At 69.9% G+C, this 14,118-nt stretch carries 16 protein-coding genes and 1 pseudogene; 8 read left to right on the forward strand and 9 right to left on the reverse strand.

The window, feature by feature from the left end; translation table 11 throughout:
- Both ACF08M_RS40505 and ACF08M_RS40510 read right to left on the reverse strand, forming a co-directional pair.
- Nucleotides 1-197 (reverse strand): hypothetical protein (locus tag ACF08M_RS40505; protein ID WP_392190318.1); only part of this gene is annotated, 197 nt, incomplete at its 3' end.
- Between the two features lie 218 nt (nt 198-415).
- A pseudogene (locus tag ACF08M_RS40510) lies at nt 416-883 on the reverse strand (transposase); the annotation flags it as partial.
- Between ACF08M_RS40510 and ACF08M_RS40515 the strand changes: the two are divergent.
- Nucleotides 798-986, forward strand: coding sequence for a hypothetical protein (locus ACF08M_RS40515; RefSeq protein ID WP_392190333.1), 189 nt, complete (start codon nt 798-800; stop codon nt 984-986). The pseudogene ACF08M_RS40510 and the gene ACF08M_RS40515 sit on opposite strands and share 86 nt — an antisense overlap.
- A gap of 835 nt (nt 987-1,821) precedes the next feature.
- The gene (gene aroA / locus ACF08M_RS40520) at nt 1,822-3,126 is read left to right on the forward strand and encodes a 3-phosphoshikimate 1-carboxyvinyltransferase (protein ID WP_392190319.1); all 1,305 of its coding nucleotides are present in this window, start codon (nt 1,822-1,824) and stop codon (nt 3,124-3,126) included.
- Between the two features lie 71 nt (nt 3,127-3,197).
- On the opposite strand, the gene ACF08M_RS40525 is transcribed toward aroA, so the two are convergent.
- From ACF08M_RS40525 to ACF08M_RS40540, 4 genes are read right to left on the reverse strand one after another with little or no spacing between them, the layout of a single operon-like run.
- Nucleotides 3,198-3,872, reverse strand: coding sequence for a hypothetical protein (locus ACF08M_RS40525; RefSeq protein WP_392190320.1), 675 nt, complete (start codon nt 3,870-3,872; stop codon nt 3,198-3,200).
- Between the two features lie 7 nt (nt 3,873-3,879).
- Complete coding sequence (locus ACF08M_RS40530) at nt 3,880-4,974, reverse strand: tRNA-dihydrouridine synthase (RefSeq protein ID WP_392190321.1); 1,095 nt, start codon at nt 4,972-4,974, stop codon at nt 3,880-3,882.
- Nucleotides 4,975-6,192 (reverse strand): DegT/DnrJ/EryC1/StrS family aminotransferase, encoded by a 1,218-nt coding sequence (locus ACF08M_RS40535; protein ID WP_392190332.1) that lies wholly within the window; start codon nt 6,190-6,192, stop codon nt 4,975-4,977.
- Nucleotides 6,189-7,010, reverse strand: a complete 822-nt coding sequence (locus ACF08M_RS40540; RefSeq protein ID WP_392190322.1) for a hypothetical protein — start codon at nt 7,008-7,010, stop codon at nt 6,189-6,191. Before ACF08M_RS40540 ends, ACF08M_RS40535 begins: the two co-directional genes overlap by 4 nt.
- Before the next feature lie 303 nt (nt 7,011-7,313).
- On the opposite strand from ACF08M_RS40540, the gene ACF08M_RS40545 reads away from it, so the two are divergent.
- On the forward strand, nt 7,314-8,636 hold the full coding sequence (locus tag ACF08M_RS40545) for an XRE family transcriptional regulator (RefSeq protein ID WP_392190323.1): 1,323 nt from the start codon (nt 7,314-7,316) through the stop codon (nt 8,634-8,636).
- 180 nt (nt 8,637-8,816) lie between these two features.
- Here the strand turns inward: ACF08M_RS40545 and ACF08M_RS40550 are convergent, their stop codons facing one another.
- Together ACF08M_RS40550 and ACF08M_RS40555 are read right to left on the reverse strand one after the other, a co-directional pair.
- The gene (locus tag ACF08M_RS40550; protein WP_392190324.1) at nt 8,817-9,044 is read right to left on the reverse strand and encodes a hypothetical protein; all 228 of its coding nucleotides are present in this window, start codon (nt 9,042-9,044) and stop codon (nt 8,817-8,819) included.
- A gap of 168 nt (nt 9,045-9,212) precedes the next feature.
- A complete protein-coding gene (locus ACF08M_RS40555) occupies nt 9,213-9,743 on the reverse strand; it encodes a GNAT family N-acetyltransferase (protein WP_392190325.1) in 531 nt (176 codons plus the stop codon).
- Nucleotides 9,744-10,272: 529 nt separating this feature from the next.
- Between ACF08M_RS40555 and ACF08M_RS40560 the strand changes: the two genes are divergently transcribed.
- From ACF08M_RS40560 to ACF08M_RS40570, 3 genes are read left to right on the forward strand one after another with little or no spacing between them, the layout of a single operon-like run.
- On the forward strand, nt 10,273-10,473 hold the full coding sequence (locus ACF08M_RS40560) for a hypothetical protein (RefSeq protein ID WP_392190326.1): 201 nt from the start codon (nt 10,273-10,275) through the stop codon (nt 10,471-10,473).
- Complete coding sequence (locus ACF08M_RS40565) at nt 10,470-11,153, forward strand: restriction endonuclease (protein ID WP_392190327.1); 684 nt, start codon at nt 10,470-10,472, stop codon at nt 11,151-11,153. Before ACF08M_RS40560 ends, ACF08M_RS40565 begins: the two co-directional genes overlap by 4 nt.
- A 39-nt stretch (nt 11,154-11,192) precedes the next feature.
- A complete protein-coding gene (locus tag ACF08M_RS40570; protein ID WP_392190328.1) occupies nt 11,193-11,930 on the forward strand; it encodes a restriction endonuclease in 738 nt (245 codons plus the stop codon).
- Between the two features lie 256 nt (nt 11,931-12,186).
- On the opposite strand, the gene ACF08M_RS40575 is transcribed toward ACF08M_RS40570, so the two are convergent.
- Nucleotides 12,187-12,531 (reverse strand): MazG nucleotide pyrophosphohydrolase domain-containing protein, encoded by a 345-nt coding sequence (locus ACF08M_RS40575; RefSeq protein WP_392190329.1) that lies wholly within the window; start codon nt 12,529-12,531, stop codon nt 12,187-12,189.
- Nucleotides 12,532-12,934: 403 nt separating this feature from the next.
- Here ACF08M_RS40575 and ACF08M_RS40580 point away from each other — a divergent pair, with 403 nt between their 5' ends.
- Both ACF08M_RS40580 and ACF08M_RS40585 read left to right on the forward strand, forming a co-directional pair.
- The gene (locus ACF08M_RS40580; protein ID WP_392190330.1) at nt 12,935-13,243 is read left to right on the forward strand and encodes a transposase; all 309 of its coding nucleotides are present in this window, start codon (nt 12,935-12,937) and stop codon (nt 13,241-13,243) included.
- Nucleotides 13,240-14,118, forward strand: an 879-nt coding sequence (locus ACF08M_RS40585; RefSeq protein WP_392190331.1) for an IS3 family transposase, incomplete at its 3' end; no start/stop codon positions are given. The genes ACF08M_RS40580 and ACF08M_RS40585, both read left to right, overlap by 4 nt.

The raw sequence follows: 14,118 nt of genomic DNA on the forward strand, positions 1-14,118 counted from the left end.
CTTCCGTCAACTCTGACACCTCCCGGACGGGCGCCCGAGGGCGCCCGTCCGGGTTCGGAGGTCGGCAGCAAGCCCACTTCCATAACAGGCCCTAGGACCAGCTGGAGATTGCGCTCGCTCTCGTGCTTGTTGACCTCTGACAACAGCTCGGCCTGGGCCCCGCCGGGGTGCGAGGCATAGCCTTCCGTTGTGGCCACGGCGATGTGCTTTAGGTGCAATACCGTTCAGTTAGAGGATTTGGATGGTGATGTGGGGGCTGTGTTTGGGTTGGGGCCAGTGTGTGTGGTGGGAGCGTTTGGCGGCGCATTTCAGGACCTTGCGTTTGACGACTCGCGGGTGTGAGCGCTTTCGGCGGGGTGGGTTGAGGTGTTGGGTGAGCCATCGGATGGCGTGAGACCAGATCGCGTCGGCCGTGTCAGCGTTCGGAGGGGGGAAATGCGCTCTGCGCGACTGAGCGGCGAGCGATGCGGAGGGCCTTGACGAAGGAGACTCTGTCGGGGTCGTGACCGGCACGTGCGGCGGTGTCGGCCATCAGGGTGCGGATGGCGTAGTGGCAGCACAGGTGTCCCCAGATTTCTTGCTGGACAAGGTCGGGGGCTTTCGAGCGCAGTACCGCGCGGGGCCCGCGCTGGTGGGTTTTCAGTTCGTCGAAGGTGGTCTCGATCTCCCATCGTTGGGCGTAGGCGGCTGCGAGGTCCTCGGCGCCGGCCTCGGCAGGGTCGAGGATCGTGGTCAGCAGCCGGTATTCCTCGGGGTTGTCCCGGTCGTCATCGATCGTGTAGTCGATCACTCTGATCGTGAGCGGATCCGTCGTGGCCCGGTTCGGGCCCGATGTCGGGACGATCCGGGCCAGCCAGGACCCGTCGGCCAGGGTTTCCAGATACCTCAGCGAGTACACCTGGGGCTACGGCGGCACCGGCCCCGGTGACCTGTATCTGGCCCTGGTCAGCGCCGCCCTCCACACGTGGGAGGACCGCATGCCGTAGAAGCAGTTCCTCGGTCTCCATAACGGCCGCGACAGCGCCCTCTGGGCAGCGATCAAGGGCGCCAACCACGGGCCCATCTGCCTCGCCTGGACCGACATTGCCAAATGGGCAAAGGCTGGCCGTTGGTGAAGCGTCCTCAGCGCAAGTTGGCGCCCTGACAACAGGGGCGCAGACCGTCCTCTGCCCAGGGCAAAGCCGTGTCTTCCCTTGAACAGTCAGGCCAGTCCTGCATCCTGTGGTCATGGCTGACACGACGGCCTTCAGGCGGCCGCCGCCCGGCCACGCCTGCGCATGCCCGAGCTGCGCCCGGCCGCCCGCTCCGCGCCGGGTTCGTCCCGCGCTGGCCTGTGCCGCTGCCGGGCACAGCCGGGCTCCTGCCCGGTAGACGCGGCGACTGGCAGCCGGCGCCCCGCCCGTCCGTCCGGGCCGGGCCGGTGTTCGTCGGCCGGGCTCCGCCTGCCTGTTGCCGGAGGCGTATGTCGGTCGGTGCCCAGCGCGCGGCCACCGTCCTGGGTCGCGCCGGGCCGCGTTTCGTCACGTAGGACCGGCTCGTTCTTCCCGCAGTCCGACCCGAGGGCGCGCGCCCGGCCAGCACCGGCGTTGGGCCTGGCGCTGTGTGAGGTCCGCCGAGGGGGCTTTGCCGCAGGAAGGCATGTTGCCGTCCTAACCCAGGCACCTGGTCTGCCCTCGTCAACGTCGCGTGACGCCTGCCCCGTTCAACGGCCGCCCTACTTCAGGCCAGTTGTCCGTTGAAGGGCTGCCGGAGTGGTTGAGTGGCGGTACCGAGGCGGGCTGCCTGTCGGCAGCGCGTTCACCACGAGGGAGTAGCCAGATCATGAGTTTTGACGCTGTTGAAGCGGTGCGGGTCACCGGTGCGGGACCGGCTGCGGGGGCACTGCGTGTGCCGGGGGACAAGTCCATCTCGCACCGCGCACTGCTTCTTTCGGCGCTCGCGCACGGGACGAGCACGGTGACGGGCCTGTCGCGAGGGCAGGACGTCACCCACACGCGCAGGGCGATCGAGCGGTTCGGTGTCGTGATCGAGGACGACGGACACGGGCGACTCCGGGTGGAAGGCCCGCTCAGGCACGAGCCGGACGACGTACTGGACGCCGGTAACGCCGGGACCGGCATCCGCCTCATGGCCGGGGTGTGCGCGGGCGTTGACGGGGTGTCGGTGCTAACGGGGGACCGGTTCCTGCGGCGCCGGCCGATGAGCCGGATCGCTGACCCGCTGCGGGAGATGGGCGCCCGCGTAGACGGTCGGGAGCACGGCCAGCTCGCTCCGCTGGTGATCCGCGGCGGGAATCTGCACGGCATCACCCACGTGCCGAAGGTGGCGTCCGCACAGGTGAAGAGCGCGATCATGCTGGCCGGGCTGTCAGCCGACGGCCCGACCACGGTGGTGGAGGCCCACCCGACGCGGCGGCACACCGAAGAGATGCTGCTCGGGTTCGGCGGCCGGGTCCGTGTCGACGGAACGCGTGTGACGGTGGAGCCCGGGCCTCTGACCGCCACCGACGTTGCGGTGCCGGGCGACCCGTCACAGGCTGCGTTCTGGGCGGTCGCCGCTCTGCTCGCCGAGGGAGGCGGCGTGGTCGTCGAAGACCTCTACACCGGGTTCGGCCGGTCCGACTTCGTCGGTGTGCTGCGGCGGATGGGAGCCGCGATCGAGTTCGACGAAGTCACGGGGACACTGACGGTGCGGTCGTCACGGCTGCGGGCGGTGGAGCTGACAGCTGCCGATATCCCGGGCATTGTGGACGAGGTGCCGGTGCTCGCGGTCGCCGCGGCGGTCGCGGAGGGCACCACGGTCATCTCGGGCGCAGGTGAGCTGCGGGCCAAGGAGAGCGACCGGATCGCGCACACCTGCGGCATGCTGCGCGCGTTCGGGGTGACGGTGACGGAGACCGAGGACGGCATGGTCATCGAGGGCGGCGCGAAGCTGCGGCCGGGCACCGTGGACAGCCACGGAGACCACCGGCTCGCGATGGCGGCCGCCGTCGCCGCAGCGTGTGCCACCGAGGGCGAAACACTCATCACCGGGTGGGACTCCGTGGCCACCAGCTACCCCGCTTTCATGGAGGACCTGGTGAGCCTGACCGGGGCGGGCGTTACGGCCGCGGACGACGAGGTGTAGCAGCGCATGTCACTGGGGCGCCCCGCCAGACCGGCGGGGCGCACCAGCTTGTATTTCTGCGCAGGCGCGGGCTACCAGGTGTAGCCGTGGGCGTCGAACTCCTGTGCGTAGACGTCCTCGATCGCGCGGCGGGCCGACGGGGTGAGGACATCGCGGTAGTGCGAGTTGGGCGGTCGGAAATGGGCCTTGGCCCGCGGGAGGTCCAGGTCCGGTAGGCTGGCCGCCGCGAGCTGGGCGAGCCCCTCACGCAGGGCTTCGTGGCGCAGTACGTGGTCGACGATGACGCGGTTGTCCGTGTCGGTGTAGAGCGGCCAGTTGAGGGCGTCGGCGAACTCGCCGGTCTCGATGAAGTGGTCGATCGGTGGCCGGGCAGAGGGGGCGCGGTGCCGATGGAAATAGAGGCTGGTCACCTTGTCGTACGGGCTGCGTTCGACGGTGAAAGTGACGTACCGGTCCCACTGGTCGCCGAGCTCGGCGCGTATGTGGCGCCCGGGCATGTGGTTGTGGAACCGGACGCGTCCGGCGATGCCCGGCGCGACGGGCTCGGGCCCGGGGATGAGGCCCGGGTGGAGGTGGTTCTGGGGCGGCCGGCCTCCGGCTTCCCGCCGCAGGGCTTCGTCCCGGGGGGAGAGCGCGGTGACGATGTCGTTGGGGCCGGCGAAGCGGGACAAGGCGATCTCCACTGACGTGGATGCCGTCTTCCGGGTGCGTACGTACACGAGCTGGTAGTCGTGGAGGACGATCACGGTCGCCTCACAGTTCGGGGGCGAGCTGGCCGTCGGCGGTGCCGATCGTGGCCAGGGCCCTCTGGTAAGGCGCCGGGGCGAGGTCGGGCGCGTGCCGGGCGGGAAGCATCGGGTCGGCCAGCAGCTGGCGGCCCATCAGGACGAGGTCGCAGTCTCCGTCGGCGAGGAGCTGCCCGGCCTGTTCCAGGGTTGTGATCTTGCCGACGGCGGCCGTCGGGATCCCGGCCTGCCGTACGGCGCGGGCGTACGGCGCCTGCCAGGCGGGGCCGCTGGGCCGGGGCTCGGGGCGGACGATGCCGCCGGAGGTGCAGTCGATGAGGTCGGCGCCGTCGGCGGCGAGGAGCGGGGCCAGGCGCACGGTGTCCTCCAGGGTCCACCCGCCGGGCAGGTGGTCGGTGACGGACATCCGGACCAGGAGCGGCACGTCGTCGGGCAGGGCCCGGCGCACGGCGCGGACGGCCTGGCGCAGCAGCAGTGTGCGGCCGTCGAACGTGGCGCCGTAGGCGTCGGTGCGGCGGTTCGCGATCGGGGACAGGAAGCTGTGGAGGAGGCGGCCGTGCCCGGCGTGGAGTTCCACGGCGCGGAACCCGGCGTGGACCGCCCGGCCGGCGGCGGCCGCGAACTGTTGGACAGTGAGCCCGATCTGGTCGGGCGTCATCTCCCGCGGCGTCCGGTAGCCGTCGGCGAACGGGATGGGGGACGGGCCAAGGGGCTCCCATCCGCCCTCGTCGGGGGCGATCGGGGCGTCGGCTCCGGGCCCCCACGGGCGGGTGCGGGACGCTTTGCGTCCGGCGTGGGAGAGCTGGAGGGCGGGGACTGCTCCTGCCGCGGTGACGGCGGCGGCGATCTGCGCGAGCCCTTCGGCCTGGCGGTCGTTCCACAGGCCGAGATCCTGAGGTGTGGCAGGCGCTTGTGGAGAGACGGCGGTGGCTTCGACGATGACGAGGCCCATGCCGGCGGACCGGCTGGCGTAGTGCCCGGTGTGCCAGGCCGGGTTCGGCAGGTTCCCGGCGAGCGCCTGGTACGTGCTCATCGGGGGCAGGGCGAGGCGGTGGCGGACGGTGGTCCCACGCAGGGTGAAGGGAGTACTCAGCGGATCCATCTACAGGCCTTTCGTGAGGGAGGCGGCGCGGGCCAGCGCGGCGGCAGCCGGGTCGGTGTCGCCGTCGGGCAGGGGCTCGTACATGTCGCGGGTGTCGATCTCCACCAGGCCGGCCAGGAGTTCGCGGGTGCCGGGGAACGACGCCGGGTCGCCGTCGGCCACCGGGTGCACCCCGAGCAGCGGACCGAGGTCCTGGTCCGTGAACAAGGGCTGGAGGTGGAGCGGCGCGGCCGGCAGCCGCGCGCGCATTCCTGCGGCAGACAGGATCCGGGCGGCGTCGGCGGCGCTCCGGCCGGTGCTGCGCCAGTGCCACTTGTACAGGGCGCCGTCGGCGGGTTTTCCCGGGGCAGGAAGCGGCTGGAGCCAGGGCAGCTCGGCGGCCAGGATCTTCTCGACGGCCGTCTGCCGTTCGTTCTTCGTGGCCAGGATGTGGTGCAGGCGGCAGAGGTGGTCGCTGACCAGGACGGCCGCGACTGGATGGACCCGCCGATTGTGCCCCGTGCCAGTGGCCGTCAGGGCGAGCATCCGGGCGTTCGCAATCCGGGCTGCGGCCCTGTGCTTGGGCTGGGACAGGACCAGAGCCCGCTCCTGCATCTGCCGGTCGGTACAGGTCAGCAGCCCGGCTTTGCCGCCGGAGACCATCTTCGTCGTTCCCATCGACCAGACGGCGGCGTCACCGACCGTGCCGACAGCCCGCCCCTGCCACCGGGCGCCGTGGGCGTGCGAGCAGTCCTCCACGAGCGCCAGGTGGTGACGGTCGGCGAACACGCGGGCACGGTCCAGGTCAGCCGGACGGCCCCACATGTGAGTGACGACCAGGGCGGCCGTGCGGGCGGTGACCCGACTCCCGGCGTCGGCGAGGTCGATACCGCCGGTGCCGGGGTCGACGTCACACAGCACCGGTACCAGCCCGGACGGGAGCATCGCGGTCACCGTGGCCCGGAAGGAGTGGGAGGCCACGAGCACTTCGGCCCCCCGGCCCAGACCCAGCGCGGCGTAGACCGTCTCCAGGGCCGCAGTGCCGGAGTCCACCATCATCACCGGCCGCCCCGCCGCCAGCGTCTGCGACGCCAACTGCTCACACGCGTCGATCTGCGGGTGCTCCGCCCCGGCCCCGGCAAGGTCCCCGCTCTCCAGGAGCCGGCCGACCACGTCGTGGGCGTGCTGTGACCACCACGGCCACAGCCGCACCGGCATCGTCGTCATCGCACGGGTCATCGCCACGGATTCCTCCTTGCCTGCTCCGGCCACGACACCGGGCCCGGCGACGGGGCGAGCAACGGCCACGTGTCCGCCGCCGCCCGCAGCGCCGCCCACCGCTCGGCCAGTTCCCCCTGGTACAGCACCCCGGGCCCACGTACGACCGGTCCTGCCGTCCCGGCCCGATCAGGGGCGGCCTGCGCGGGCAGTTCCGTCTCGACCTGGCGGCAGGCGGCCTCCCAGCTGCCGGCCGTTCCCTCGGCCAGCCGCGTCGCCGCCTCTTCGATCAGCAGGACCCGCTCCTGCCACGACGGGCAGAACACAGCGAGCTCCCGGATCACATCGGCCGGTTCGTCAGCGGTATGCACCATCGTCAGCACCCGGTTCAAAGCGCCCGCGAGATCCCGCAGACTCTGCCCGTCCCGCCGCCCCGGCGCGCCGTTGCCCTTCCCGGCCGTGAGCCGGGCCGACGCCGGCAACGGGCTGTCCGTGTCGTCGGCCCATAGCACCAACAGCCCCGGCCCTAGCGCGACGACCGCGTCGAGCAGCCACAGACGCTCCACCGTCGCCCACCGGCACATGTACGCCCACAGTGCCCTGGCCCCGGCCGGGCCCAGGTGCACCGGCCGCGCCGCCAGTACCCGAAACCCGCGCTCCGCGACCGCGGCAAGCACCCTGCGGGCTGTTCCAGCGGCGAACGCGTCCGGACGCAGCCACGTCACCGCGATCCGGTCGGCGAACCGGTGCGCCCCGGCCCCGCCGAGCGTCAGCTCCGCCGACGCCCATCCTTCGCGGGCCCAGATGTCTGCCGCGAAGACGGTGTCCTTACCCTCCACTTCCGTGAGCCGGTCCCACGCGCAACCGGCCAGGTCCCAACCGCCCTCACGCGCCTCAATCCGTAATCGCGTGGCCTCTCCGCCCATCGACGCATCCCCCTCGTCCGGCGGGCCGGCACAGCACCGGCCCGCCGCACAGACAACCCGCCGCACCCCGGCGGGCACAGAGGTGCAGGAGGTGGACAGGGTGGAACGACCAACTCGGTTTAACTAAACCGTCCCCCGCCTGCAGCCAGGTTCCGGACGGGCCACGGGGCTGCTACCGTCCGCCCAAGGTCCACCTCCCCCCACAAAGGGGTCACCATGAAGCCGGAACACGGCGGCACCAACCCGCTCGCGGACTTACTGCGCGCGATCGGCTGGAACCCCGAACAGCTGGTCGCCCGCATCAATGAGCGCAGGGGCCGACGAGGTTGCGGTCCCCTCGGCAGCAAATCCGCCTACCCATGGGTTCGAGCAGCCCCCACGGCTCGGCCACACCCGACCAACCAGGTCGACGCACTCGCGGTGCTGAGCACCGCCGCCGGCAGACCGGTCACCGCCGCAGAACTGGGATGGGACGCCCCCCGAGTGCCCGGGCGCCGAAAACCCCTGGACGCACCGGGCGACGCCGCCATCGACGAACTGCTCCGAGAGATCACCGAAGGAGACCTGATGGACCGCCGCAACCTGCTGCTGCTGACCGGCACCGCGACCACCGCGCCCGCACTGGCCATGCTCCTCGGCCCCACCAGTGCCCTTGCCCAATCCAGCCAGCATGGCGGGAGCCCCTCGGCCCGATTAGTCGACAGCATCGAAGAAGCCGTCAAGGACCTGCGGGACCTCGACGACACCGACGGCAGCACCGAGGGACTGGACTGGGCCGGCGGACTATGGCGAGGCACAGCCCGGGTCGTCACCCGCTCGACCAGCGACACACCAGCCACCCGCCGGCTGCACACCGCGTTCATCGAACTCAGCGAGCAGTACGGCTGGATGTCCTTCGACGCAAACCGTCACGCACAAGCCCAGCGGATCTACCACACCGGCATGCGACTGGCGGCCGAAGCAAGCCCTGCCGAAGCCACCCGGAAGGCCACCAGCAACCTCCTGGCCTCGGCCGCCTACCAGGCAGCCTGGCTCGACCAGCACACCGAAGCCACCGCATTCCTCGCGGTCGCCGAACGCACCAACACCGCAGCGGGCAACAACCCGGCACTCGCCGCGGTCATCGCTGAGCGACAGCTCTTCGCCGCCGGCCGCCGCGGAGACACCGAACAACTCCGCCACGCCCGCGACACCGCCCACGACCGGCTCGAACAGGCCGCAACCGAATCCGAACCACCATGGTGGTGCCAATGGCTCTCCCACCCTGCCATCGACGCCGCCACCGGCCGCGCCTGGCTCGCCGCCCGCCAACCACAGCGCGCCGAACCGCACCTGGCACGCCGCGTGGACGCCGTCTCCCTCGGGTACCCCCGCGATCACATGCTCGCCGTACTCGACCTCGCCAACGCCCACCACCGCAGTGGTCACCAAGACCAGGCCGCCAGCCTCCACCACACCGCCAGAACCCTTGCCGCCCGGGTCGACTCCCCCCGTGCGCACCTCCAACTCCGGCGCCTCAGTGCCTCTCTGGCACCCTGAGCGCAGCTGACGGGCACATCACTTTCTCAATCGCCGCCGGAGGCCGGCTTCATGAGGTCACTCTGCTCAACTTCGCCACCCTGACCCGTTGCCACCGCACCGGATACGAGCGCTGCCCGTCATCATCGCCGCCCACGGCCGGCCCGCCACGGGTCCGCAGGGAGAACTCGCTCCACGCCGTCAGAGACTCTCGTTGTCCGCATCCGGGTTCATCCCCGCACGACGGAGAGCGTCCAGCAGCTGGTCAACGGCTCCTGCATCAGGGGAGTCGAGGAGTGCGTCAGCCGCATCGGTGACTTCCTGCCGAGCCGCCGGGTCGGCGTCCCGCCAGTGCGCCGCGAGCTGGTCCAGTCGCGCGGTGTCTCCGGGCAGCGGGACCGGGACCTCGCCTTCGCCGTTCTGAGCCATCTGGCTAGCCCCTCCAGGCGCTGATGAACAGCACCGTCATGCCAGTACACGGTAGTGGAGCCCCACGCCGCTCCGCGGTGGAACAGGGAAGCCCGCCGCCCCGCACGCCGAGGTCGACCGAGGCAGTGGCGGACAGACAGCAAGCAGCCAGCGACGACGCGAACTCGTTCAGGACACGGGAGCGGCTGGGCTGGTTGCGAATCTGGATTCTGGGGACGCCGACAACGCATAGAGCTCGTAGGCCAAGGCGATTCCGTCGTCGGTGGCCCGGTCAATGGTGCCGGTGCGGGTGAAACCGGTCTTGGCCAGGACGCGGCCGGAGGCCGGGTTCTCGGGGTGGTGCATGGCCTCCAGGCGGGACAGGCCGGCAGCAGTGAACGCGAAGGCAACTACGTGCTTGACCGCTTCGGTGGCGTAGCCGTTGCCCCAGGTGTCTTCGCGGAGGATGTAGCTGATGCTGCCCATGGAGGGGGACCGTCGCCGCAGGGCGATCAGGCCGATCATCTCGCCGGAGGCGAGGATGCCCCAGCTCCACTGCCCGCGCGGCGTCTCGGCCGCTCTGGTCAGGGCGGCCCGGACCTTCTGGTGCGCCTGGTCGAGGGTGAGCTCCCGGCCGGTGGTGTGGCGGACGGAGGCCCCGCTGTAGATACGTGTGAGCGCCAAGGCGTCGTCCTGGACGAGGTCGCGCAGGGTCACCATTCTTTGATCAGCTCCCTTGTGGTGGGCCGAGCGGCGGGTTCCGTGGGCAGGTAAACGGTGCTCGCATCCTCGCAGGCAGGTAACGACCACATCCGGATCTCCCGGTGGCCCATCGCTGAGGCCGCACATTCGCCGCCCGCCGCGGGGACTGGATCCGAACATGTTCAGGCGCGCAGGCCTCGCGGCACTCCAATGCCGGGGGCGACTTTCGCGCCAACTGTGCACCGTTCTTGGGGAAGCATCGGACGGGTGTTGATGCAGGCAGTTCCCTTCCCAGGGGTTCGGGTCGGCATCGGCCTGGCCAGGCAGGGCCGCTCCTGAGCCCGTACAAGGCAAGAAAGATCAAGGTCACAGTGCCGGGCAGGGAGACTGCCACCGTTCGCTCGGCGGCGGGGGCCGCTCTGGCCGGTTTGCGGTTGCTGCGGGCCGACCAGGTTGATGATCCATCAGTTTTTGTCAGTGGCCGCTGATACACCCATATCCAGAAGGGCAGCCTCACCAGGCTGCCAGGTCACAGGAGGGGAAACGCATGCCACCGGAGGGGTATCACGTAGTCCGCCGCCACATCCGCCGGAATCCGAGGTCCCGCACGAAGACACTGGGCGGCTGGACCATCGCGGGCATCGTCGCCCTGGTCTGGCTGTGGGCACAGGTCTTCGGCTTCGGCGAGGCCAAGGCGGACAAGCCGGCCTCTCCCTCCCCTTCGGTGTCCGCTTCACCGAACCGGTGACCGGCATCCGGCTGCGATGGCGCAGACCCCGCGGCCGCCACGAGCAGGTCGCGGCCGCCAATGTCGCAGTGGCGGTGGCCACCATGCTCGTCAAAGCAGGTGGCGCTGCGTGGGCCTCGGTGGTCCGCGGGTGGCCGGTCGCGGTCGCGCTCGCCGCCGCGGGGCTGCTGGGCCTTTGCTGGCGGGGGCTGCAAAGACATCACCGGCAAAAGGAACAGGCCGCGCTGGCCGCTGCACTGCAGATCCCGCTGACACAGATCGACGCCCTGAACGATCAAGAATTCGAGTTCGCGCTGCGCGATCTGCTCGTCCGCGATGGCTGGAGGGCACGGCAGGTCGGCCAGAAAGGCGACCAGGCCGCCGACGTCATCGGCCAGCACACCCAGCGGGGACGCATCGTCCTCCAGGCCAAGCACACCACGGTCGGCGGCAAGGTCGACTCCAAGGTGATGTACCAGGTCAAGGGAACCGCCGGCCCCGTCCACCGGGCCGACATCGCCGTCGTCGTCACCAACGGCGACTTCACCCGGGACGCCAGGGAATGGGGCGAGCGGCATCAGGTCCACTGGGTCGACCGCGAGCGACTGCGGCAGTGGGCCGACGACGGCGTCCCTCTCCACACCTTGCTAAACCTGCCGGCCCGCAGACCGCGCAGGTCCACCGTACGGCGCGCCGCGTAGGTGCGCCGGGAGCTTTCGTCAGGCAGATAAGGGGGAACGGTGTTCGACGAGGACGGGTCGCTGGACCCGGTGCTGAAGTTCATCCTCGGGCTGGTCCTCGTCCTGGCGGTGGCCAAGATGGTCTGGGAGTGGCTGACCGAGGACGCATGGCACTGGATGAGTGTCGACGTCTGGGGCTGGATCAGCGAGGACGTGTGGGGGTGGCTGAGCGACCATCCCTGGTGGTTCGCACTGATCATTCTGGGGACGCTGGTGCTGCTGTCCTTTGTGTTCTTTTCCGGGGGGACTGTCTACGTCGACTCCAGCACAAGCGGCGACGGGGACGAGGCGTACGACAAGGAGCCCGGTGTCACAGCGACTGGAGGCCTGACCTTCAAGATGAAGCAGCTCGGCGCAATGACCGCAGATGGCTTCGAGCAGGCTTGCGCCGACTTGCTTGCTCGGGACGGGTTCGAACGGGCCCGCCGGGTCGGCGGCTCCGGAGACCTTGGTGCGGACGTCGTGGCCTGGGACGACGCCGGTCGCAAGATCGTTCTGCAGTGCAAGCAGTACAGCGGACGTGTCGGGTCCGAGGCCGTGCAACGGTTCAACGGCACGGCTGTTCCCGAGCACCACGCGGACGTGGCCGTCATCGTCGCTCTCAACGGATTCACCAAGCCCGGCGCTGACTTCGCCCGGAAGCACGGGATCACCCTCGTGGGACGGCCCGAACTCAAACGCTGGGCGCACGGCGAGCACCTGTACGCCGCGGTCGAGGAGGAACACTCGCCCGCATAAACGCGCAGCCCACCGTCCCGTGATGTCTGACCCCGCGGCCCCCTGATGCTGGTCCGCTCGCAGCCGCGCCCCGGCCCGGCATGCGCCGTTGAGGGCGTACGGCAGCAGCGCACCGTCCAGACGCGTCTCCGCCTGCCCGCACACCCGGGTGTTCCCGCTCCTCAGCCCGCCCGGACACGGGGATGCTGCTCGTGCCTCAGTTGTCGAACACGGCTTGCGACCGAAGCCGCTACGGGGCGTCAGCGGAGTACCGCGACTACGCGACCGGGCCGCCATCCGCCGAGAGCCGGGCGCTGATCCTCTCGTCGAGTTCGGCCATGGTGCGCTGGAAGGCGCGTTTGAGATCGACGTCGTAGCGGTGAGCCAGGATGAGTACCGACCAGAGACAGTCGGCGAGTTCATGCTCCAGGGCAGGCCGGCCGCCCAGGATCTCTCTCGCGCCTTCCTCCGCCATGACAAGTTTTGCGAGGTCACCCACGTCTCCGACAAACCCGAGCATGAACTCACTGCGTGTCCAGACTCGGCCGCGCTCACGGCGGTTCAGTTCGTCATAGAGGTCGTGGATGCGGATCGCCTGCTGCTTCAAGTCGTCGAGGTCCACGGATCTGTCCCTTCATGGCGGATGTGCTGTGGACGGGGGCCATGCCGTGTGGCCGTCCCTACCGATGGTGCGCGGGAAAACAGCCCCAACTCGGGCCGACGTGCGAGGAAGCACGCGATATATCGATAGAGCGTAGGGCGCACTCGTCCGTTCCCGATCTGACGAAGGCAGCTTTCGGCCGAGGCGGTGTGCGGAGTTCGGGCATGCGGGAGAGGGGAAGCCCGCCAGGTCATGAGTGGCAGAAGAATCCGTCGATCTCCAGGAATTCTGCAGATGTGTGTGAGGGCGGGGGGGCGTCGTCACCCTGCGCCACTTCGTCGTCGTGCCGGCCAGTTGAGGTTCCCCCGAGATGCGGGGGTGGGTGACAGAGGGGCAGATGGGTTTCACGAAAGGAGCCCATACGATGCCTGCCCCGAGGAAGTACCCGCTGGAGTTGCGTGAGCGTGCGGTTCGGATGTACCGGATTGCTGAGCCGAAGCCTGTGATCCGCCGCATGGCGGAGGAACTCGGCGTGCACCACGAGGCTCTGCGCAACTGGATCCGTCAGGCCGAGGCCGATACCGGCGAGCGAGACGACATCCTCACCACCGCCGAGCGTGAGGAGCTGGCCGCTCTGCGGAAGGAGAATGCCCAGCTCAAGCGGGCGAACGAGGTCCTGCGGACGGCCTCGGCTTTTTTCGCGGCCCAGCTCGACCCGACCCGGCCCAGGTGACCGCGCTCGTCGATGCGCACCCGCACCTGGGGGTCGAGCCCGTACTCCGGGAACTTTCCATCCCTTCCTCCACCTACTACCGATGGCGTCAGGCCGAGAAGGAGCCATGCCATCGACGCCGCCAGGACGCCGAGCTCACAGGGAAGATCCGGCAGGTCCACGCCGACTCTGGCGGGACCTATGGCTCACCCCGCGTGCACGCCGTCCTCCAGCGTGAAGGCGTCCACGTCGGCCGCAAACGCGTTGAACGGCTCATGCGCCAGGCCGGCCTGGCCGGGATCAGCCCCCGGCGTGGCAAGGGCTTCACCCGACGTAACCCGGACGCGGAGCTGGCCCCCGACCTGGTGCAACGCGACTTCACCGCGAACGTGCCGAACCGGCTGTGGGTCACCGACCTGACCATGATCGCGACCGAGGAGGGCCCGCTGTGGCTGTCCGCGATCCGCGACGCGTTCTCCCGCCGGGTGGTGGCCTGGGAAACCTCCGCCCGCGCGGACGCCGACCTGGCCCTGACCACACTGGAGTATGCCCTGGCCAGCCGCAAAGTCGCCCCCGGTGAGCTCATCCACCACGCCGACCACGGCTGTCAATACACGTCCGTGAAGCTCACAACACGCCTGCTCAGGGCAGGTATCCAGGCGTCCATGGGCTCCGTCGGCGACTCGTTCGACAACGCCCTGGCGGAGAACCTGTGGATGGTCATCAAGACCGAGTGCATCCGCGGCCGCGTCCTCGCCACCAGAGCCGAAGCAAACCTCACGCTCTTCGAGTACATCGACGGACCCTGTTGCCCAATTGGTCTCATGCCGCAAGGTCGAGTGCTGCCAGGCGGGACGTACGTGTGCGGGCGAGGGGCGTTTCGTTCCACCAGGCGT

This window comes from Streptomyces sp. NPDC015032, from assembly GCF_043080425.1.
Lineage (GTDB): Bacteria > Actinomycetota > Actinomycetes > Streptomycetales > Streptomycetaceae > Streptomyces.